Here is a 20,179-nt window from a genome sequence, read left to right as displayed (position 1 = left end):
GGCTCGCTCCCACAGGGGAATGCATTCCAATGTGGGAGCGACGGTGCGACGATTCGACCTGCTCGCGAAGGGGCCATCCGCAGCCCTCTAAACCTCAGGTTTAACCCGATCCGATGGGCGACGCACACCCGCCACAATCTTATCCACAGCCTTGGTCGCCGCGACCATGCCAAAAGTCGCCGTCACCATCATCACCGCACCAAACCCTCCGGCGCAGTCGAGCTTCACGCCATCACCGACAAAACTCTTCTGCAAGCAAATGCTGCCGTCCGGTTTCGGGTAGCGCAGTTGTTCGGTGGAAAACACGCACGGCACGCTGTAATGGCGGGTCACGGTGCGTGAGAAGTTGTAATCCCGGCGCAAGGTCGAGCGCACTTTCGAAGCCAACGGATCATTGAAGGTCCGGTTCAAATCGCACACCTGAATCAACGTCGGATCAATCTGCCCGCCCGCGCCGCCGGTGGTGATGATCTGGATCTTGCGGCGTTTGCACCAGGCAATCAGCGCCGCCTTGGCATTCACGCTGTCGATGCAATCAATGACGCAGTCGATGTTCGGCGTGATGTATTCGGCCATGGTCTCGCGGGTGACGAAATCCGCCACCGCGTGCACGGTACAGTCCGGGTTGATCCCGCGCAGGCGCTCGGCCATCACGTCAACCTTGGGTTTGCCGACGGTGCTGTCCAGCGCGTGCAACTGACGGTTGGCGTTGCTGACGCAGACGTCGTCCAGGTCGAACAGCGAAATCTCGCCCACGCCACAACGGGCGACGGCTTCCGCCGCCCAGGAACCGACGCCACCGACGCCGACGATCGCCACGTGGGCCGCGCGCAGGCGCTCCAGGCCGTCGATGCCATACAAACGGGCGATGCCTGCAAACCGCGGATCTTCTGTACTCATGACCATTACCCCAAAAACCGGCGCGCATTATAGGGCCACAGCGCGAGAACTTTTAACCTTCCAGCGACAAGTGAAAGAACTTATATGAAACCAGAGTGCCCAATGTCGGGCATTTCCCTGTTCGCTGTACGGTCAGAGAACCTCCAGTGTAGGATGCGCGCCCCTGCCCCCTGGCAGCCAGCCGCAAACCGTTCCTTCGTTCCACAGCCTTTGGAACCCGAAAAAGCTATGTCATCGCGTAAATTTGGACTCAACCTGGTCGTGGTGCTCGCCATCGCAGCCTTGTTTACCGGCTTCTGGGCGCTGATCAACCGCCCGGTCACCGCCCCCAACTGGCCAGAACAGATCTCCGGCTTTTCGTACTCGCCGTTCCAGCAAGGGCAGTACCCGCAAAAAGACCAATACCCGACCGACGATGAAATGCGTCGCGATCTGGAGATCATGAGCAAGCTGACGGACAACATCCGTACTTACTCGGTCGATGGCAGCCTGGGGGATATTCCCAAGCTCGCCGAAGAATTCGGTTTGCGCGTGACACTGGGCATCTGGATCAGCCCGGACCTTGAGCGCAACGAGCGTGAAATCCTGCGCGCCATCGATCTGGCCAATACCTCCCGCAGCGTGGTTCGCGTGGTGGTGGGCAACGAGGCAATCTTCCGCAAGGAAATCAACGCCGCCGAACTGAGCGTGATCCTTGATCGCGTCCGTGCAGCAGTGAAAGTACCGGTGACGACCTCCGAGCAATGGCACGTCTGGGAAGAAAACCCGAGCCTGGCCAAGCACGTCGACCTGATCGCCGCCCACGTCCTGCCGTACTGGGAACATGTTCCGATGGAGCAGTCCGGGCAGTTCGTACTCGACCGCGCCCGGGACCTGAAAAAGATGTTCCCGAAAAAACCGCTGCTGCTGTCGGAAGTCGGCTGGCCGAGCAACGGCCGTATGCGCGGTGGTGCCGACGCGTCGCCGGCAGACCAGGCGATTTATCTGCGGACCTTGGTCAACAAGCTCAATCGCCAGGGCTTCAACTACTTCGTGATCGAAGCCTTTGACCAACCGTGGAAGGCCAGTGACGAAGGTTCCGTGGGCGCTTACTGGGGCGTTTTCAACGCCGCGCGCCAGCAGAAATTCAACTTTGAAGGCCCGGTCGTCGCGATCCCGCAATGGCGCGTGCTGGCCATCGGTTCCGTGGTATTGGCTCTGCTGTCCCTGACCCTGCTGATGATCGACGGCTCGGCCCTGCGTCAACGTGGCCGCACCTTCCTGACCTTCATCGCGTTCCTCTGTGGTTCGGTGCTGGTGTGGATCGGTTACGACTACAGCCAGCAATACAGCACCTGGTTCAGCCTGACGGTGGGCTTCTTGCTCGCGCTCGGCGCACTCGGGGTGTTTATCGTTTTGCTGACCGAGGCGCATGAACTGGCCGAAGCGGTCTGGACTCACAAACGTCGACGTGAATTTCTGCCGGTGGTCGGCGATTCGGACTACCGACCGAAAGTCTCGATTCACGTGCCTTGCTACAACGAGCCGCCGGAGATGGTCAAACAGACCCTCAACGCCTTGGCCAATCTCGATTATCCGGACTTCGAAGTCCTGATCATCGACAACAACACCAAGGACCCGGCGGTTTGGGAACCGGTGCGCGATTATTGCGAAACCCTCGGCCCGCGCTTCAAGTTCTTCCACGTTGCACCACTGGCCGGCTTCAAGGGTGGCGCGCTGAATTACCTGATTCCGCACACCGCCAAGGATGCCGAAGTGATTGCGGTGATCGACTCGGACTACTGCGTCGACCCGAACTGGCTCAAGCACATGGTGCCGCACTTCGCCGATCCGAAAATCGCCGTGGTGCAGTCGCCACAGGATTACCGCGACCAGAACGAAAGCACCTTCAAGAAGCTCTGCTACGCGGAATACAAAGGCTTCTTCCACATCGGCATGGTTACCCGTAACGACCGTGACGCGATCATCCAGCACGGCACCATGACCATGACCCGGCGCTCGGTGCTCGAGGAACTCGGCTGGGCTGACTGGTGCATCTGTGAAGACGCCGAGTTGGGTCTGCGCGTGTTCGAGAAAGGCTTGTCAGCGGCGTATTACCACACCAGCTACGGCAAAGGCCTGATGCCCGATACCTTTATCGACTTCAAGAAACAGCGTTTCCGCTGGGCTTACGGAGCGATTCAGATCATCAAGCGTCACACCGCCAGTTTGCTGCGCGGCAAGGACACCGAACTGACCCGTGGCCAGCGTTACCACTTTCTCGCGGGCTGGTTGCCGTGGGTGGCGGATGGCATGAACATCTTCTTCACCGTGGGCGCCCTGTTGTGGTCGGCGGCGATGATCATCGTGCCGCAGCGGGTCGATCCACCGTTGCTGATTTTCGCAATCCCGCCATTGGCGCTGTTCGTGTTCAAGGTTGGCAAGATCATCTTCCTGTACCGCCGTGCGGTCGGGGTCAACCTGAAGGACGCTTTCTGCGCGGCATTGGCAGGGCTGGCGTTGTCGCACACCATCGCCAAAGCGGTGTTGTACGGCTTCTTCACCAGCAGCATTCCGTTCTTCCGCACCCCGAAAAACGCCGATAACCACGGCTTCTGGGTGGCGATTTCGGAAGCTCGCGAAGAAATGTTCATCATGCTGCTGTTGTGGAGCGCGGCGCTGGGGATTTTCCTGGTGAACGGCCTGCCGAGTAACGACATGCGCTTCTGGGTGACGATGTTGCTCGTACAGTCGCTGCCGTACCTGGCGGCGCTGATCATGGCGTTCTTGTCTTCGCTGCCGAAACCGGCGGTCGAGGGTGTGACGTCACCGGCGGTCTAAATCGTTCCAGATGCACTAAACGGCGGCCAATGGCCGCCGTTTTGCTTTAAGATAACCGCCATTTTGCAGGGCTTGGGCCCAATGGCCTGACCCAATACCTGTGGGAGCGAGCTTGCTCGCGATGAGTCCGTCACATTCAACAACTATGTTGGCTGTTACTAAGCCATCGCGAGCAAGCTCGCTCCCACATTTACCGCTTTCGGAGTTCCCCATGACGGCCCACGCCGACCTTTCGCCGACCCTTCAACTCGCCATCGACCTGATCCGCCGTCCGTCCGTGACGCCGGTCGACGCCGATTGCCAGAAGCAGATGATGCAGCGCCTGGGCGATGCCGGTTTTGCGCTTGAGCCAATGCGCATCGAAGATGTGGATAACTTCTGGGCTACCCACGGTAAACACGACGGTCCGGTGCTGTGCTTCGCCGGCCACACCGATGTGGTGCCGACCGGCCCGGTGACCGCCTGGCAGATCGACCCGTTCAACGCAGTCATCGACGAACACGGCATGCTCTGCGGCCGTGGCGCGGCGGACATGAAAGGCAGCCTGGCTTCCATGACTGTGGCGGCCGAGCGTTTCGTCACCGACTACCCGGATCACAAGGGCAAGGTCGCTTTCCTGATCACCAGCGACGAAGAAGGCCCGGCGCACCACGGCACCAAAGCGGTGATCGAACGCCTTGCCGCCCGTAAGGAGCGTCTGGACTGGTGCATCGTCGGCGAACCGTCGAGCACCACCCTGGTGGGCGATGTGGTCAAGAACGGCCGTCGCGGCTCCCTCGGTGCCAAGCTGACCGTGCGCGGCGTGCAAGGTCACGTGGCCTATCCGCACCTGGCGAAGAACCCGATCCACCTCGCCGCCCCGGCGCTGGCCGAACTGGCCGCCGAGCACTGGGACCACGGCAACGATTTCTTCCCGCCGACCAGTTTCCAGATCTCCAACGTGAATTCCGGCACTGGCGCGACCAACGTGATCCCGGGTGACCTGGTGGCGGTGTTCAACTTCCGTTTCTCCACCGAATCCACCGTCGAAGGCCTGCAAAAGCGCGTCGCTGACATCCTCGACAAGCATGGTCTGGACTGGCACATCGACTGGGCGCTGTCCGGTCTGCCGTTCCTCACCGAACCGGGTGCGTTGCTGGATGCTGTCGCATCGAGCATCAAGGACATCACCGGTCGTGAGACCAAGGCGTCCACCAGCGGCGGCACCTCCGACGGGCGCTTCATTGCGACCATGGGTACTCAGGTTGTTGAACTGGGCCCGGTCAACGCGACGATTCACCAGGTCAACGAACGTGTTCTGGCTGCCGACCTCGATGTGCTGACCGAAATTTACTACCAGACTCTGATCAAGTTGCTCGCCTGATGCTCGCCTGCCCGATCTGCAGTGAACCGCTGAACGCGGTGGACAACGGCGTGGCCTGCCCCGCCGGGCATCGTTTCGACCGTGCGCGTCAGGGTTACCTGAACTTGTTGCCGGTGCAGCACAAGAACAGCCGCGACCCTGGGGATAACCTGGCGATGGTCGAAGCCCGACGCGACTTTTTGAACGCCGGCCATTACGCGCCGGTGGCCAAGCGTCTGGCAGAACTGGCCGCTCAGTACGCACCGCAGCGCTGGCTGGACATCGGTTGTGGCGAGGGTTACTACACCGCGCAAATCGCCGAAGCCTTGCCGAACGCTGACGGTTACGCGCTGGATATTTCCCGGGAAGCGGTCAAACGCGCCTGCAAACGCAACCCGCAACTGACCTGGTTGATCGCCAGCATGGCGCGGGTGCCGTTGGCCTCGGGCAGCTGCCAGTTTCTCGCCAGCGTCTTCAGCCCGCTGGATTGGGAGGAAGCCAAACGCCTGCTCAGCCCCGGTGGTGGCTTGATGAAAGTCGGGCCGACCAGCGGCCATCTGATGGAGTTGCGCGAACGTCTGTACGACGAGGTGCGTGAATACACCGACGACAAGCATCTGGCTTTGGTGCCGGAAGGCATGACGCTGCAGCACAGCGAAACCCTGGAGTTCAAACTGCTGCTTGCAAGTGGTCAGGACCGTGCGAACTTGTTGGCCATGACCCCCCACGGCTGGCGCGCCAGTGCTGAACGCCGGGCGGCGGTCATCGAACAGGTCGAGCCCTTCGAGGTCACTGTTTCAATGCGCTACGATTACTTCGTACTTCAATAATTTTTGGCTTTGAGCAATAGCTTGAGGCCGGCTAAATCCGCGAATGGATTTTTCAAGACCGCAGTGAGGACATCCATGCGCCAACCCGATATCGAGATTTACCTGAAAGACGCCGACGTCGACTACAAAGCCGTTGCAGACTGGCTTAGCGAAGCGTTGGGCCAATGCAGTGAATGGGTCAAGAAGGGCCAGACCTACAAGTGCAAGGCCGGCAACGTGTCGGTCACCTGGTTGCCGAAAGCCGTGGGCAAATGGAACAGCCTGTTCCTGGACAGCGACCAGACTCCGTGGGAAGACGACATCGCCTGCGCCCGCGCCGCGTTTGCCGCGCTGAACGTCGAAGTGCGTTGCGCGCCGGGTAGCTGGGTCGAGGAAGAAGGTGAAGAGACAGCCGATCGCTGGATGCGCATCAGCGCGGATGGTGAAGAAGAGATCACCTGGAAAACCGTGTAACAGCAGCAACACCAATCCAATGTGGGAGCGGGCTTGCTCGCGAATGCGGTGTATCAGTCGACATCAACGTTGACTGATACACCGCATTCGCGAGCAAGCCCGCTCCCACAGTGGTTTTGGGTGATCTGAAGAATGGGTTTACAGCCCCACCACATCCTCAGCCTGCAAGCCTTTCTCGCCAGTCACCACGCCGTATTCAACCTGCTGACCTTCAGCCAACGAGCGGTGCCCTTCGCCGCGAATCGCGCGGTAATGCACGAACACGTCCACCCCGTCCTCGCGCTGAATGAATCCGTAACCCTTGGCATCGTTGAACCACTTCACATTGCCGGTTTCGCGCGTAGCCATGTCAGTACCCCCTTGTTTTTATTTTGAACGGCCGAGTATATGACAGCCGCCAAAACTCTCAACTCAACTTTACTTAGGCGCTTTTTTGCCGATTTTCGGCGAATACGGCACACTAGGCCGCCCAAGCAATTGCTTGGTTTTAATCACTCACGCAGAAGCCGTATGACCCGTTCCCCGTTCCGCCGTCTTGTGTTTGGCACCCTGCGCCGACTGCTCTACCTCTGGGTTCGCTCGGAGACGATCAATCAGTCGTCGTTCACCCTCAACCTCGACCGCAGCCGTCCGGTGTTCTACGTCCTGCAAAACCCTTCGCTGACCGACCTGGCCGTGGTCGATACCGAGTGCAGCAAGGCTGGCCTGCCCCGCCCGGTATTGCCGGTCTCGGTAGGTACGCTGGAGGAACCCGCCGCGTTCTTTTACCTGACGCCGGAACCTGATTGGCTCGGCCGTCAGGACAAACGTGGTGCACCGCCAACCTTGACTCGCCTGGTCAGCGCCCTGAGCCAGAACGCCGCCGAAGACGCGCAGATCATTCCAGTCAGCGTGTTCTGGGGTCAGTCGCCAGACAGCGAATCGAGCCCGTGGAAGTTGCTGTTCGCCGACAGCTGGGCAGTCACCGGGCGCCTGCGCCGGTTGCTGAGCATCATTGTGCTGGGGCGCAAAACCCGCGTGCAGTTCTCCGCGCCGATCCATTTGCGCGAACTGATCGACCACAACAAGGGCCACGAGCGCACCGTGCGCATGGCCCAGCGAATTCTGCGGGTGCACTTCCGCAATCTCAAAGCTGCCGTCATCGGCCCTGACATTTCCCACCGACGCAATCTGGTCAAAGGTTTGCTCAACCAGCCACTGGTCAAGCAAGCGATCCTCGACGAAGCCGAACGCGAAAACATCTCCCCGGAGAAAGCCAAGGCCCAGGCCCTGCGCTATGGCAACGAGATCGCCTCCGACTACACCTACACCGCGATTCGCTTCATGGAAGTAGTGCTGAGCTGGTTCTGGAACAAAATCTACGACGGTATCAAGGTCAACAACATCGAAGGCGTGCAAAAGGTCGCCCCGGGTTACGAAGTGATTTACGTACCCTGCCACCGCAGCCACATCGACTACCTGCTGCTGTCCTATCTGCTGTTCCGCAATGGCCTGACTCCGCCGCATATCGCCGCCGGGATCAACCTCAACATGCCGGGGATCGGCGGCCTGCTGCGTCGCGGTGGTGCGTTTTTCATGCGCCGTACTTTCAAGGGCAACCCGCTGTACACCTCGGTGTTCAACGAATACCTGCACACCCTCTTCACCAAAGGCTTCCCGGTCGAGTACTTCGTCGAGGGTGGCCGCTCGCGCACCGGGCGCATGCTGCAGCCGAAAACCGGGATGCTGGCGATTACCTTGCGCAGCTTCCTGCGCTCGTCGCGGATGCCGATCGTCTTCATCCCGGTCTACATCGGTTACGAACGTGTGCTGGAAGGCCGGACTTACCTCGGCGAACTGCGTGGTGCGACCAAGAAGAAAGAATCGATCTTCGATATCTTCAAAGTCATCGGCGCGCTCAAGCAGCGCTTCGGCCAAGTGGCGGTGAACTTCGGCGAGCCAATCAAACTGGCGGAATTCCTCGACAGCGAGCAGCCGGACTGGCGTAAACAGGAACTCGGCCCGCAGTTCAAACCGGCCTGGCTCAACGAAACTACCAACCGGTTGGGCGAGAAAGTCGCGCAGCACCTGAACGAAGCGGCGGCAATCAACCCGGTCAACCTCGTGGCCCTGGCGCTGCTGTCCACCAGCCGTCTGGCGCTGGATGATCGCGCCATGGCGCGCGTGCTCGATCTGTACCTGGCGCTGTTGCGCAAGGTCCCGTATTCGCCGCACACCACCCTGCCGGAAGGTGACGGCCGCGCGTTGATCGAGCATGTGAAGGACATGGATCTGCTGTCCGAGCAGAGCGATGCCCTGGGCAAGATTCTGTATCTGGACGAACAGAACGCTGTCCTGATGACCTACTACCGCAACAACGTTTTGCACATCTTCGCCTTGCCCGCGTTGCTGGCGAGCTTCTTCCAGAGCGCCTCGCGCATGAGCCGCGAACAGATCCTGCGCTACACCCGCGCGCTCTATCCGTACTTGCAATCGGAGTTGTTCATTCGCTGGTCGCTGGATGAGCTGGATGCGGTGATCGACCAATGGCTCGAAGCCTTCGTAGAGCAAGGTCTGCTGCGTTTTGAGAATGATGTCTACCTGCGCCCGGCGCCGAGCTCGCGGCATTTCGTGCTGCTGACCCTGCTGTCGAAAAGCATCGCCCAGACCTTGCAGCGCTTCTACATGACGGTCTCGCTGCTGCTCAACAGCGGTCAGAACAGCATCAGCGCCGAAGAGCTGGAAGACCTGTGCACGGTCATGGCCCAGCGCCTGTCGATCCTCCATGGCCTCAACGCCCCGGAGTTCTTCGACAAGAGCCTGTTCCGCCACTTCATCCAGACCATGCTGGACCTCGACGTGCTCAAGCGCGACGAGGGCGGCAAGCTGAGCTATCACGCACTGCTCGGCGAACTGGCCGAAGGCGCGGCCAAGCGGGTGTTGCCGGCGGAGATTCGCTTGTCGATCCGGCAGGTCGCGTTGCATCGCAGTGAAGATGCGGCGGATCAGGTCGCAGTTCCAACTCTAACCGACTAAGTTCCTACGGGCGCCAGGCTACTTCTGGCGCCTTCGATACGGAGATCTCCGATGAAAAAACTCTCTCTATTGGCCATGACCACTCTGTTGGGCGCCTGTCAGTCGATGCAACCTGCCGCCAAAACCAGCCTTGATGGCGAAGTGTTCTACCTGCAACGCATTGCCCTCCCGCCGAGCGCCACCTTAAGCGTCAGCTTGCAGGACGTTTCCCTGGCCGACGCGCCCGCAGTGATCCTTGACGAGTAAAAAGGCCCGGTCAAAGGCCAGGTGCCGCTGCCGTTTCATCTGAGTTACGATCCAGCGCAGGTGAAACCGGGTCATCGTTACTCGGTCAGCGCCCGTATCGAAGTGAATGGCGAACTGATGTTCATCACCACCGAACATCACGCCGTGCAGCTGGATGGAAGCGATCCGCAACCACTGAAAATCCGCGTAGACGCCGCTCGCTAACTCTCAATTTTTGAACAAAGGAAGCTGCCATGTTCCGCCCTACCCTTCGCTTCGCCGGCCTGTGCGCTGGCTTGATGATCTCCGCCAGCGCCCTGGCGCTGTCGCTCAACGACCTGTCGCAAAACGACGCCACTGGCGGTCTCAAGGATGCGCTGACCCAAGGCGCGCAACTGGCCGTGAAACAACTCGGCACGCCGGGCGGCTTCAGCAACAACCCGGATGTGAAAATCGAATTGCCGGGCAAACTGGGCAAAGTCGCCAGCAAGATGAAACAGTTCGGCATGGGTGACCAGGTCGATCAGCTGGAAACCAGCATGAACAAAGCGGCTGAAACCGCCGTAACGCAAGCCCAGCCGATACTGGTGGACGCAGTGAAGAAGATGAGCGTGGAGGATGCCAAGGGCATTCTCAGCGGCGGCAAGGACTCGGCCACTCAGTACCTGAGCAAAACCAGCCGCGAACAGATCCGCGTCAAGTTCCTGCCGATCGTCAAGCAAGCCACCGACCAGGTGGGCCTGGCCAAGCAGTACAACTCGTTCGCCGGGCAAGCCGCGACGATGGGTGTGGTGGATGCGAAGAGCGCCAACATCGAAAGCTACGTGACCGAGCAGGCGCTGAACGGTCTGTTCGAGATGATTGGTAAACAGGAAGAAACCATTCGCCAGAATCCTGCAGCGGCAGCGACCAGTTTGGCGAAGAAAGTCTTCGGTACGCTCTAAGCCTTAACACCGACCTTGTGGGAGCGAGCTTGCTCGCGATGAGGCCGTGTCAGTCGACATTAACTGTGGCTGATACACCGCCATCGCGAGCAAGCTCGCTCCCACATAGGTCAAGCAGTCGATGCAGCCCGCAGAAAGAACACCCACTCGCGACCGATCTTCCTTTTCTCGAACACATTCAATTCGACCAGCCCGTTCAGAGTTGCCGACGCGGTGTTGTAAGAACAGTCCAGATTCTCCTTCACATTGACCGCCGTAAATTCCTTGGCCATCCCGCTCTTGGCCACTTGGAATACGGCTCGCTGCTTCTCGGTCAATCGGTCAAAAAAGCCGGACTCCAACAACCAGCGATCAAAGCTTTCGGTATACGCCAGACTTTTCCGATAAGCATCGGTAAAACCGCTGACAGCCCGCAGGATCACCGAGCATTGAAAGTCGATGAAATAGGTCAGGTCCAAGTCATCAGCCTCAGTGTTCAGATAAGACCGTCCGTATTTCACCGGCGCACTACGAAGCAAAATACTGATCGCAATGTAGCGAAAGGCTGAGTAGTCATTCTTGAACATGAACCAATAAAACAGCGCCCGCGCCACCCGGCCGTTGCCGTCGCGGAAAGGATGCTCATAGCCCAGTGCAAAATGCAGTGCGATGCCTTTGGTCAGTGGATGAAGGTAATCCACTTGATCGGGATCGTTGTGGGGCTGGTTGATCCACGTCGACAGCACCCGCAATCGTGACACTAGCCCTGCTGCCGGCGGCGGTGTATGCACGGTATTGCCCTCGCCGTCCTGCACCACTACATCATCGTTGCCCCTGAACGCCCCCGGCGAATATTGCGTGTCATCAATACCCTCGACACCCACCCGGTGCATGGCTGAAATCAGTTCGACACTCAGGGCGTCATGACGCTTTTCCCAGGCGAAATTCATCATCTTGAAGTTGCCGATCACCATTCGCTCATCCGGCGTGCGCGGCAGGCGATTGCGCTTGAGCATGTCCTTGGCGACCCGCGTGGTGGTCGCCGCGCCCTCGAGCTGGCTGCTGCTGATGGCTTCGTCTTCGATCAAATCGTTGAGCAGATAGCTGAAGTGCGCATGCTCGCCAATCTGACTGCTCATGTACTCCAGCGCGGCCGTTGTGGCTTGCCGATCGACGGCGGAAATAGCTTTCTGCGCCAACGGCGTGAGCATGAATTTGCCCCATTGAAGCGGCTCGCCCAGCGGCAAAAGACTTGAGTACTGCGCAGTCCGGGCTTTCTTCACCAGCGCCCAGCACAGATTCGAATCCAGCCCCGACGCCCAGCGGTAGCGCAACTCATCAAAAGGCAGATAACGCCCCTGATCGTCCAGCGGCTTGAGCAGGGCAAGGTAGTCCGAGAGGCGTTCCTTGTGGGGTGACTTCCCCAGCAGGTCGAATACCGGGTCGGTCCTTCCCCTCAAAATGGGCGGTTTCTTCATTATTGCTGTCTCAAAAACTCGTAAAACTGAGTTTTGAGTACAGCATTCCGACCCCTCTGACTCAATATCAGAGGGATCTGAAATACACGTAGGACGTTAGACCGGGTCTTTCTTGATCCGGAACCACGCCGCATACAGCGCCGGCAGAAACAGCAATGTCAGCGCCGTCGCCACAATCAACCCGCCCATGATCGCCACCGCCATCGGACCGAAAAACACGCTACGCGACAGCGGAATCATCGCCAGCACCGCCGCGAGTGCAGTCAACACAATCGGCCGGAAACGCCGCACCGTGGCTTCAATAATCGCCTGCCAAGGCTTGAGCCCGGAAGCAATGTCCTGCTCGATCTGGTCCACCAGAATCACCGAGTTACGCATGATCATCCCGGACAGCGCGATGGTGCCGAGCATGGCGACGAAACCGAACGGCTGACGGAACACCATCAGGAACAAAGTCACACCGATCAAACCCAAAGGCGCCGTCAGAAACACCATGACCGTGCGTGAGAAACTGCGCAGTTGCAGCATCAGTAACGTCAGCACCACCACGATGAAAAGCGGCACACCGGCCTTCACCGAATTCTGCCCGCGAGCCGAGTCCTCCACCGTGCCGCCGACTTCCAGCAAGTAGCCGTCCGGCAGTTCGGCGCGAATCGGATCGAGGGTCGGCATGATCTGCTTCACCAGCGTCGCCGGTTGTTCCTTGCCGTAAATGTCGGCACGCACCGTCACGTTCGGCAAGCGGTTGCGGTGCCAGATGACGCCTTCTTCGAAGCCGTATTCCAGGGTCGCAATTTGCGACAACGCTACGCTGCGACCATTGTCGGTCGGCACCGCCAGGCTTGGCAGCAATGACAGTTCGGTGCGTTCATGCAACGTGCCGCGCAACAGGATCTCGATCAATTCGTTGTCTTCACGGTACTGGCTGACGCTGGAACCGGTCAGAGAGCTTCGCAGAAACGTCGACAGGTTCGCAGTGCTCACGCCAAGCGCCCGGGCGCGGTCCTGATCAATGTTCAGATAAACGACTTTGCTCGGTTCTTCCCAATCCAGATGGACGTTGACCACGTGCGGGTTCTCGCGAACCTTGGCCGCGACTTTACGGGCCAGCGCGCGGACTTCCTCGATGTGCTCACCGGTGACCCGGAACTGCACCGGATAACCAACCGGCGGCCCGTTCTCCAGACGTGTCACCCGCGCGCGCAGGGCCGGGAATTGTTCCTTGAGGGCTTCGATCAGCCAGGTGCGCAGGGTTTCGCGCTCCTCAATGGTTTTGGCCAGGACGACAAACTGCGCGAAGCTCGCTGCAGGAAGTTGTTGATCCAGCGGCAGGTAAAAACGTGGCGAACCGGTGCCCACATAAGCGACATAGTTGTCGATACCGGCGTGATCCTTGAGCAGTGCTTCGAGGCGTTTGACCTCATCGCGGGTGTTGCTCAACGAGGCGCCTTCCGCCAGTTTCAGATCGACCATCAACTCCAGGCGACCCGATGCCGGGAAGAACTGTTGCGGCACGAAGCGAAACAGGATGACAGAACCGATAAACAACACGACCGTCAGGACAATGACCGTCTTGCGCCGCCGTACGCACCACTCCACCAGGCGTCTGACGCGCTGATAGAACGGCGTGCCGTAAGGGTCGGGCTGGCCGTCGCCGGTGCCATGTTTGGCTGCATGAATCTTCGCCAGATCCGGTAGGAGTTTTTCCCCCAGATAAGGCACAAACACAACGGCGGCAACCCACGAGGCCAGCAACGCGATGGTCACCACCTGGAAGATCGAACGGGTGTATTCGCCGGTACCCGATTGCGCAGTGGCAATCGGCAGGAAGCCGGCAGCGGTGATCAGCGTACCGGTGAGCATCGGGAATGCGGTGCTGGTCCAGGCGTAACTGGCCGCCTTGACCCGGTCGAAGCCCTGCTCCATTTTGATCGCCATCATTTCCACGGCGATGATCGCGTCGTCCACCAACAAACCCAGCGCCAGTACCAATGCCCCGAGAGAGATCTTGTGCAGGCCAATTCCCAGGTAATACATGCAGGCGAATGTCATCGCCAATACCAAAGGAATCGCCAGTGCGACCACCATGCCGGTGCGCACACCAAGGGAGAAGAAGCTCACCAGCAGGACGATTGCCAGCGCTTCCACCAGCACCTGAACAAATTCACCGACACTGCTTTTCACGGCGGCGGGCTGGTCGGAGACCTTGCGCAGCTGCATACCGACAGGGAGATTTTTCTGGATCCGGTCGAACTCGATTTCCAACGCCTTGCCCAGCACCAGAATGTCGCCACCCTCCTTCATGGCCACGGCCAGACCGATGGCGTTTTCCGCCATGAAGCGCATGCTCGGCGCCGGCGGATCGTTGAAACCCCGACGCACATCCGCCACATCGGCGATGCGGAACGTACGATCACCGACGCGGATCGGGAAGCTCTTGATCTCTTCGACCGTCTGAAAATTCCCCGAGACGCGTAGCTGCAAGCGTTCACTGCTGGTTTCAAAGAACCCGGCGGTGGACACTGCGTTTTGCTCTTCAAGGGCTTGCTGCACCGCCGACAAAGGCAGGCCGAGGGTGGCGAGTTTGACGTTGGAGAGTTCGATCCAGATCTTCTCGTCCTGTAGTCCGAGCAGATCAACCTTGCCCACATCCTTGACCCGTTGCAGTTGAATCTGCACGCGGTCGGCGTAGTCCTTGAGCACCGCGTAATCAAAACCTTCGCCTGTCAGCGCATAGATATTGCCAAACGTTGTGCCGAACTCATCATTGAAGAATGGCCCCTGGATGCCCGGTGGCAGGGTCTGACGAATGTCGCCGATCTTCTTGCGAACCTGATACCAGAGGTCCGGGATTTCCACCGAGTGCATGGAATCACGGGCGACGAACGTCACTTGGGATTCGCCCGGACGGGAGAACGACACAATGCGTTCGTACTCGCCGGTTTCCATCAGCTTCTTTTCAATGCGCTCGGTGACCTGGCGCGACACTTCCTGCGCCGTGGCCCCCGGCCAGTTGGTCCGAATCACCATGGCCTTGAAGGTGAACGGCGGGTCTTCACTTTGGCCGAGTTTGGTGTAGGACAGTGCGCCGACAACTGCCAGCAAGAGCATCAGGAACAGTACGATCTGGCGATTACGCAGCGCCCATTCGGAAAGATTGAAACCCATCGGGGATTACTCCTTGCCCGCCAGATTGACCACGCGGTTGGAGCGATCCACCGGACGCACCTGTTGCCCTTCAAGCAGCACATGGACGCCAGCGGCCACCACCCAGTCGCTGGCATTCAGGCCTTCGAGCACCGGTACGGTTTTCTCGCCGAAGGCTCCTACCCGTACCGGGGTTTTCTTCAGGGTGTTGTTGGCGTTGACGACCCAGACGTAGGTCGCGCCGTTTTCTGCGGTCAGTGCGGAAAGCGGCACCGACAGCGGCACCACATCGGAGGTCTGAACGAACACCCGGGCACTCTGGCCGAGCTCAGCGGGGACCTTGCCGGCAGTGAAGGCGATGCGGGCGGCAAAGGTGCGCGATTTTGGATCGGCAGCGGGCGACAGCTCGCGGATGCGCCCGGCGAAACGTTGGTCGGGTTGGGTCCAGAGTTCCACTGACACTGGCTGACCAACCTTGAAGCGGCCAAAGCTTTGCTCCGGCAAGCTGATCAATACTTCACGTTCGCCATCGGTGGCGAGGGTAAATACGGTTTGCCCCGCCGCCACCACTTGCCCGACTTCAACCGCTCGTTTAGCCACAACCCCATCCTGAGGCGCACGCAGCACGGCGTAACTGGCCTGATTGGTCGATACGTTGAATTCGGCTTTGATTTGCTTGAGGCGTGCTTCACCGGATCGGTAAAGGTTTTCGGAATTGTCGTACTGCGAACGGCTGACCATCTGACGGTCCATCAGGGTCTTGTAGCGATCACGTTCGGCGCGCACCAGGCTCAGATTGGCCTCGGCAGCAGCGACCTGGGCGCGGGTGGCTTCCAGTTGCAGGCGCACGTCTTGAGGATCGAGTTCCGCCAGAGGTTGATCGGCCTTGACCCGCTGCCCTTCCTCGACCAGTCGTCGACTGACTTTACCGCCAATGCGAAACGCCAACTCCGGCTCATACCGTGCGCGGACTTCACCGGGGAAACTTTCCATCGCCTGGGACGACGGCTCTGGCTGCACGACCATGGCCGGGCGAACGGTGACTTGAGGCGCCTCTTCGTGACCACACGCAGACAATAAAAACGCCAGACTGACCGGCAACGCGAGGGGCAAGGCATAGCGGAACATGGTGAAGGACCTTTCGCTAATGATGCTTGGAATAATTATACTGAGCGGTATGTTATTAATAGCAAACTCACCAGTCCAGTAATAAAAGCGCATATGCCTAACAATCTTTCAGTACCCAACGGCCCAGGCCGCCCCAAGGATCTGGCCAAGCGCCAGGCGATCCTCGATGCGGCGAAAATTCTGTTTCTGAGCAAAGGTTATGCGAATACCAGCATGGACGCCGTCGCGGCCGAGGCCGGTGTGTCGAAGTTGACGGTCTACAGCCATTTCAACGACAAGGAGACGCTGTTCTCCGCCGCCGTAATGGCCAAGTGCGAAGAGCAATTGCCGACGCTGTTTTTCGAATTGCCGGACGGCACTGCCGTAGAAACGGTGCTGTTGAACATAGCGCGCGGTTTTCATCAGCTGATCAACAGCGACGAATCGGTCAACCTGCATCGACTGATGATGACGCTGGGCAGCCAGGACCCGAAACTCTCGCTCATCTTCTTCGAGGCCGGGCCTGAACGCATGCTGCATGGCATGGAGCGGTTGCTGACCAAGGTTGATCAGAGCGGCGCGTTGAGCATCGACAAACCGCGCAATGCGGCCGAGCATTTCTTCTGCCTGCTCAAGGGTGCGGGGAACTTCAGGCTGCTTTATGGCTGTGGCGAGCCGCTGACCGGGGACGCGGCCGAGAGCCATGTGCAGGAAGTGGTGGAGTTGTTTATGCGGGCGTATCGACCAGCGACAGCCTGATAGATATTGGTCGTCTGAGCTGACGCCATCGCGAGCAGGCTCGCTCCCACACTGGATCTCTGCAACACCGTAGATCCCCTGTGGGAGCGAGCTTGCTCGCGATAGGGGCGACTCGGTCTTAAGGTTTCAGCGCTTTCTTCGGATAAATGTCATACCGGCTGGATTTACCGTCCAGCGCATGACTCGGCTTCGGCCCTTCGATGCACGGCGCCTTGCGCGGGCGCTTGACCACCACCCGGTGGCTGGCCAACGCCAACGCGGCTTCGAGCAGTGCAGGCGCATCCGGGTCATCGCCCACCAGCGGCCGGAACAGGCGCATTTCCTTCTTCACCAGGGCCGTTTTCTCACGATGGGGAAACATCGGGTCGAGGTAGATCACCTGCGGCGGCTCGCCTTCCCAATTGCGCATCACCTCGATCGAATTGCCCTTGAGCAAACGCATCCGCGCCACGATCGGTGCCACCTCAAAGTCTTCCGCGCCGCGTGCCAAGCCATCTTCAAGCAACGCACCAATCAGTGGCTGACGCTCGATCAGGCTCATCTCGCAGCCCAGGCTCGCCAGCACGAACGCATCTTTGCCCAGCCCCGCCGTGGCATCCAGCACGCGCGGACGCACGCCTTGGGCCACCCCGACAGCCTTGGCGATCATCTGGCCGCTACCGCCGCCGTACAAGCGGCGATGGGCCGCACCGCCCTCGACAAAGTCCACCCGCACCGGCCCCGGCGCGTCCGGGCCCAGTTGCTGCAGCTGCAAACCCTGGTCGCCGACCTGCAAGGCGAACTCACCGTCATCCACCTGCATCGGCAAACCCAGGCGCTCGGCCCATTGTTCGGCCTGTGGCTGAAAAGTCGCGGCCAAGGCCTCGACATGGATGCGGCAGGCCGCAGGTTGCTCAATCATGGGAAAACACGCTCAAAAAATTAATGATCGGCAAAAACGGCCGATAACAAAACTATCGAGCATTTTGCCAGAGCTGAGCGTCGACCGAGAGAAATGTCAGACATTCAACGCACATCGATAGACTACATCTCGCCCCACGGCGATTTTGGTCTACGAAACTCCCAAGCACTGAGCAGCGTCAGTCACCTCTGGCAGGATTTCTTTGCCCAGGCCCTGGCCGATCAGTCGGGCGATGTCGTACCGGCTTCTCTCAACTTTCCACCGGTCGATCTCGACAGCCCGGTCGAACCCACCGTTGGCAGCGAACTGCTGGCTCACATCATTTCCCAGCGCGAATGCGATGTGAAAGAAACCGAGGTCCGCCCTCCCGAGCCACTGTTCCTGCCGATTGCCGAGTTCGAAATGGACCTGGCCGACAAACCTTTCCCGCCGTTCCCGGCACAAGAAATCGTCGCTCAACAGAAGCAGCAGGACTTCGAAAGCCGCTGGGTCCGCCCGATCGTGCTCACGGCCGGTCAACCACTGCCAGCGTCTGGCGCCGCGCCACAACCGCGTCCGCTGCACCTGCCGATCGCCGAATTCGAACTCGATCTGCTGGACAAGCCATTCCCGCCGTTCTCGCCCGAAGAGCTGGTGGAGCAACAGAAACAACTCGATTTCGATAACGGCTGGGCTCGCCCGATCGTCCTGCAAAACCTGCGCATCGCCGCCTGACTTTCAATAACAAGCCCTCAGCGACACACCCACCACGGCCCGACATCCACATGAAAGTGATTGCGATGGGCGGCGTTGTAATCCGGACTCAAGACCACACTGAACATGTCGCAAGCGCTATCGCGGACCTGACGTAAAAACCGTGCGTCCTGATTATCCTTCGGCCAATCCTTGAGCACGTTGATGGATCGGCCATCGGCCAAGCGAAAGCCGGCGATATCCAGCGCATTGGCGCTGGCATGCTGGCTGCGTCGGCCATTTTCGCGGCTGTAGACGTTGCGACAGGCAAAGCTGCCGAGATGGTCGACGCGCGTTACCGCTTGACCGTAGACCGCCTGTGCCGCGGGTTGCAGGGCGTGGTGTTCAAACAGGGCGAACGACACCGCCAGGCGGCAACTGGCGAGGAAACTGCTGCTCAGCGCCACCTCGCCGCCTTGTACACGCAAGGTATTGATCAACGGGCATGTCGCGTCGGGGCTGTCGGCCTTATGGGTTACGCGCAATCCAGAGCTGCTCAGGGCTTGATCGCACAACTGCGGATCATCGCTCAGGCGCATCAGTTTGTAGCGGGTCAGAAAATTGGGCGCAGCTTTCACGTCCAGTGGCGCCCAGGGATTCCACTGCGGCGGCAATGAGATCCAGCCACGCCAGACGCTCATCGCCGCCGTGCCGACGATCAACAGCATCAACAGCAGCCACCACCGAAACCGCATCGTCAGCCTTTGAACAATTGATTGGCCTGGGCGTACGGCATGGATCGCGATGTGAAGCCGAACGTGCCCGACGTCTTGATCTCTTCGGCAGCGCGGAAGAACTCGCCATACGCTGCCAGGGCCAGAGCCGAACCGACACTGATACGTTTGACGCCCATTTCGCTCAACTGCTCGACCGTCAATTTCAGTCCGCCAGACATCAACACATTGACCGGTTTCGGCGCCACGGCGCGGACCACCGCCAACACATCTTCAGCACTGCGCAGACCTGGCGCATAAAGCACGTCGGCACCCGCCTCGGCAAACGCCTGCAAGCGGCGAATGGTATCGGCGAGATCAGGATTGCCGTGCAGAAAGTTTTCGGCCCGGGCCGTCAGTACAAAGGGGAACGGCAAGCTGCGAGCCGCTGCCACGGCAGCCTCAATGCGCGCGACAGCATGCTCGAAGCAGTAGATCGGCGTTTCTTCCCGGCCCGTGGCATCTTCGATCGAACCGCCGACCGCACCGGCCTCTGCCGCACGCGAAATACTCTGTGCGCATTCGGCTGGATCGTCAGCGAAGCCGTTTTCCAGGTCGACGGCGACTGGCAGATCAGTTGCCGCAACAATCGCCCGAACGTTTGCCAGGGTGTCGTCCAGCGTCAGCGCGCCATCGGGGCGGGCGTTGGAAAAGGCGTATCCGGCACTGGTGGTCGCCAGCGCTTCGAAACCAAGACTGGCGAGTATTTTCGCCGAGCCGGCGTCCCAAGGGTTGGGAATGACAAAAGCCCCCGCGCGTTCGTGCAGTACTTTGAACGCTTGGGATCGAAGGGTTTGCGCATCCATTGGCAGGCTCCTGAAAAAGACAAGAAAT

16 protein-coding genes and 1 pseudogene are annotated in these 20,179 nt (G+C 59.6%); 9 read left to right on the top strand and 8 right to left on the bottom strand.

What is annotated here, in order from left to right; all coding sequences use genetic code 11:
* Nucleotides 1–87 precede the first annotated feature (87 nt).
* On the bottom strand, nucleotides 88–906 hold the full coding sequence (tcdA, locus tag ACMXYJ_RS07495; protein ID WP_056739143.1) for a tRNA cyclic N6-threonylcarbamoyladenosine(37) synthase TcdA: 819 nt from the start codon (nucleotides 904–906) through the stop codon (nucleotides 88–90).
* Between the two features lie 222 nt (nucleotides 907–1,128).
* Between tcdA and ACMXYJ_RS07490 the strand changes: the two genes are divergently transcribed.
* The 4 genes from ACMXYJ_RS07490 (at nucleotide 1,129) to ACMXYJ_RS07475 (ending at nucleotide 6,345) form a co-directional block, all read left to right on the top strand.
* Nucleotides 1,129–3,720, top strand: coding sequence for a glycosyltransferase (locus ACMXYJ_RS07490; protein ID WP_415759312.1), 2,592 nt, complete (start codon nucleotides 1,129–1,131; stop codon nucleotides 3,718–3,720).
* 211 nt (nucleotides 3,721–3,931) lie between these two features.
* The gene (gene dapE, locus ACMXYJ_RS07485) at nucleotides 3,932–5,083 is read left to right on the top strand and encodes a succinyl-diaminopimelate desuccinylase (protein WP_008146697.1); all 1,152 of its coding nucleotides are present in this window, start codon (nucleotides 3,932–3,934) and stop codon (nucleotides 5,081–5,083) included.
* A complete protein-coding gene (locus ACMXYJ_RS07480; protein WP_415759310.1) occupies nucleotides 5,083–5,892 on the top strand; it encodes a putative RNA methyltransferase in 810 nt (269 codons plus the stop codon). The genes dapE and ACMXYJ_RS07480 overlap by 1 nt, the downstream gene beginning before the upstream one ends.
* 75 nt (nucleotides 5,893–5,967) lie before the next feature.
* On the top strand, nucleotides 5,968–6,345 hold the full coding sequence (locus ACMXYJ_RS07475) for a hypothetical protein (protein ID WP_415759309.1): 378 nt from the start codon (nucleotides 5,968–5,970) through the stop codon (nucleotides 6,343–6,345).
* Nucleotides 6,346–6,483: 138 nt separating this feature from the next.
* Here the strand turns inward: ACMXYJ_RS07475 and ACMXYJ_RS07470 are convergent, their stop codons facing one another.
* Nucleotides 6,484–6,693 (bottom strand): cold-shock protein, encoded by a 210-nt coding sequence (locus ACMXYJ_RS07470; protein WP_008146705.1) that lies wholly within the window; start codon nucleotides 6,691–6,693, stop codon nucleotides 6,484–6,486.
* A gap of 162 nt (nucleotides 6,694–6,855) precedes the next feature.
* Here ACMXYJ_RS07470 and plsB point away from each other — a divergent pair, with 162 nt between their 5' ends.
* The 3 genes and pseudogenes from plsB to ACMXYJ_RS07455 all read left to right on the top strand — a co-directional run bounded on the left by plsB (nucleotide 6,856) and on the right by ACMXYJ_RS07455 (nucleotide 10,529).
* Nucleotides 6,856–9,360, top strand: a complete 2,505-nt coding sequence (plsB, locus tag ACMXYJ_RS07465; RefSeq protein WP_415759308.1) for a glycerol-3-phosphate 1-O-acyltransferase PlsB — start codon at nucleotides 6,856–6,858, stop codon at nucleotides 9,358–9,360.
* A gap of 51 nt (nucleotides 9,361–9,411) precedes the next feature.
* Nucleotides 9,412–9,810 (top strand): annotated as a pseudogene (locus tag ACMXYJ_RS07460) (YbaY family lipoprotein).
* A gap of 29 nt (nucleotides 9,811–9,839) precedes the next feature.
* Complete coding sequence (locus ACMXYJ_RS07455) at nucleotides 9,840–10,529, top strand: DUF4197 domain-containing protein (protein WP_415759307.1); 690 nt, start codon at nucleotides 9,840–9,842, stop codon at nucleotides 10,527–10,529.
* Between the two features lie 110 nt (nucleotides 10,530–10,639).
* On the opposite strand, the gene ACMXYJ_RS07450 is transcribed toward ACMXYJ_RS07455, so the two are convergent.
* The 3 genes from ACMXYJ_RS07450 to ACMXYJ_RS07440 all read right to left on the bottom strand — a co-directional run bounded on the left by ACMXYJ_RS07450 (nucleotide 10,640) and on the right by ACMXYJ_RS07440 (nucleotide 16,261).
* Nucleotides 10,640–11,986, bottom strand: a complete 1,347-nt coding sequence (locus tag ACMXYJ_RS07450; protein WP_415759306.1) for a Fic family protein — start codon at nucleotides 11,984–11,986, stop codon at nucleotides 10,640–10,642.
* A 96-nt stretch (nucleotides 11,987–12,082) separates the two neighbouring features.
* On the bottom strand, nucleotides 12,083–15,154 hold the full coding sequence (locus tag ACMXYJ_RS07445) for an efflux RND transporter permease subunit (protein WP_415759305.1): 3,072 nt from the start codon (nucleotides 15,152–15,154) through the stop codon (nucleotides 12,083–12,085).
* 6 nt (nucleotides 15,155–15,160) lie between these two features.
* Nucleotides 15,161–16,261 carry an efflux RND transporter periplasmic adaptor subunit gene (locus tag ACMXYJ_RS07440; protein ID WP_415759304.1) on the bottom strand — a complete coding sequence of 367 codons (1,101 nt, stop codon included), beginning with the start codon at nucleotides 16,259–16,261 and terminating at the stop codon, nucleotides 15,161–15,163.
* A 93-nt stretch (nucleotides 16,262–16,354) separates the two neighbouring features.
* On the opposite strand from ACMXYJ_RS07440, the gene ACMXYJ_RS07435 reads away from it, so the two are divergent.
* Complete coding sequence (locus ACMXYJ_RS07435; protein ID WP_415759303.1) at nucleotides 16,355–16,999, top strand: TetR/AcrR family transcriptional regulator; 645 nt, start codon at nucleotides 16,355–16,357, stop codon at nucleotides 16,997–16,999.
* A 118-nt stretch (nucleotides 17,000–17,117) separates the two neighbouring features.
* Here the strand turns inward: ACMXYJ_RS07435 and ACMXYJ_RS07430 are convergent, their stop codons facing one another.
* The gene (locus tag ACMXYJ_RS07430) at nucleotides 17,118–17,900 is read right to left on the bottom strand and encodes a class I SAM-dependent methyltransferase (RefSeq protein WP_008146717.1); all 783 of its coding nucleotides are present in this window, start codon (nucleotides 17,898–17,900) and stop codon (nucleotides 17,118–17,120) included.
* A 93-nt stretch (nucleotides 17,901–17,993) separates the two neighbouring features.
* Here ACMXYJ_RS07430 and ACMXYJ_RS07425 point away from each other — a divergent pair, with 93 nt between their 5' ends.
* Nucleotides 17,994–18,614, top strand: a complete 621-nt coding sequence (locus ACMXYJ_RS07425; RefSeq protein ID WP_415759302.1) for an energy transducer TonB — start codon at nucleotides 17,994–17,996, stop codon at nucleotides 18,612–18,614.
* 17 nt (nucleotides 18,615–18,631) lie between these two features.
* Here the strand turns inward: ACMXYJ_RS07425 and ACMXYJ_RS07420 are convergent, their stop codons facing one another.
* Both ACMXYJ_RS07420 and ACMXYJ_RS07415 read right to left on the bottom strand, forming a co-directional pair.
* On the bottom strand, nucleotides 18,632–19,327 hold the full coding sequence (locus ACMXYJ_RS07420; RefSeq protein ID WP_415759301.1) for an extensin-like domain-containing protein: 696 nt from the start codon (nucleotides 19,325–19,327) through the stop codon (nucleotides 18,632–18,634).
* A gap of 2 nt (nucleotides 19,328–19,329) precedes the next feature.
* Complete coding sequence (locus ACMXYJ_RS07415) at nucleotides 19,330–20,151, bottom strand: isocitrate lyase/PEP mutase family protein (RefSeq protein WP_415759300.1); 822 nt, start codon at nucleotides 20,149–20,151, stop codon at nucleotides 19,330–19,332.
* Nucleotides 20,152–20,179: the final 28 nt, after the last annotated feature.

Origin of the sequence: Pseudomonas arabinosi, assembly GCF_047758675.1 — a bacterium.
Classification (GTDB): Bacteria; Pseudomonadota; Gammaproteobacteria; order Pseudomonadales; family Pseudomonadaceae; genus Aquipseudomonas; species Aquipseudomonas arabinosi.
Note: the sequence above shows the minus strand (reverse complement) of the source record. Positions and strands in the feature narration are given on the sequence as shown.

Excerpts from the sequence above, each read along its gene's own strand:
- tcdA (WP_056739143.1), bottom strand. The coding sequence starts at position 906 with ATGGTCATGAGTACAGAAGATCCGCGGTTTGCAGGCATCGCCCGTTTG.
- ACMXYJ_RS07490 (WP_415759312.1), top strand. The coding sequence starts at position 1,129 with ATGTCATCGCGTAAATTTGGACTCAACCTGGTCGTGGTGCTCGCCATC.
- dapE (WP_008146697.1), top strand. The coding sequence starts at position 3,932 with ATGACGGCCCACGCCGACCTTTCGCCGACCCTTCAACTCGCCATCGAC.
- ACMXYJ_RS07480 (WP_415759310.1), top strand. The coding sequence starts at position 5,083 with ATGCTCGCCTGCCCGATCTGCAGTGAACCGCTGAACGCGGTGGACAAC.
- ACMXYJ_RS07475 (WP_415759309.1), top strand. The coding sequence starts at position 5,968 with ATGCGCCAACCCGATATCGAGATTTACCTGAAAGACGCCGACGTCGAC.
- ACMXYJ_RS07470 (WP_008146705.1), bottom strand. The coding sequence starts at position 6,693 with ATGGCTACGCGCGAAACCGGCAATGTGAAGTGGTTCAACGATGCCAAG.
- plsB (WP_415759308.1), top strand. The coding sequence starts at position 6,856 with ATGACCCGTTCCCCGTTCCGCCGTCTTGTGTTTGGCACCCTGCGCCGA.
- ACMXYJ_RS07455 (WP_415759307.1), top strand. The coding sequence starts at position 9,840 with ATGTTCCGCCCTACCCTTCGCTTCGCCGGCCTGTGCGCTGGCTTGATG.
- ACMXYJ_RS07450 (WP_415759306.1), bottom strand. The coding sequence starts at position 11,986 with ATGAAGAAACCGCCCATTTTGAGGGGAAGGACCGACCCGGTATTCGAC.
- ACMXYJ_RS07445 (WP_415759305.1), bottom strand. The coding sequence starts at position 15,154 with ATGGGTTTCAATCTTTCCGAATGGGCGCTGCGTAATCGCCAGATCGTA.
- ACMXYJ_RS07440 (WP_415759304.1), bottom strand. The coding sequence starts at position 16,261 with ATGTTCCGCTATGCCTTGCCCCTCGCGTTGCCGGTCAGTCTGGCGTTT.
- ACMXYJ_RS07435 (WP_415759303.1), top strand. The coding sequence starts at position 16,355 with ATGCCTAACAATCTTTCAGTACCCAACGGCCCAGGCCGCCCCAAGGAT.
- ACMXYJ_RS07430 (WP_008146717.1), bottom strand. The coding sequence starts at position 17,900 with ATGATTGAGCAACCTGCGGCCTGCCGCATCCATGTCGAGGCCTTGGCC.
- ACMXYJ_RS07425 (WP_415759302.1), top strand. The coding sequence starts at position 17,994 with ATGTCAGACATTCAACGCACATCGATAGACTACATCTCGCCCCACGGC.
- ACMXYJ_RS07420 (WP_415759301.1), bottom strand. The coding sequence starts at position 19,327 with ATGCGGTTTCGGTGGTGGCTGCTGTTGATGCTGTTGATCGTCGGCACG.
- ACMXYJ_RS07415 (WP_415759300.1), bottom strand. The coding sequence starts at position 20,151 with ATGGATGCGCAAACCCTTCGATCCCAAGCGTTCAAAGTACTGCACGAA.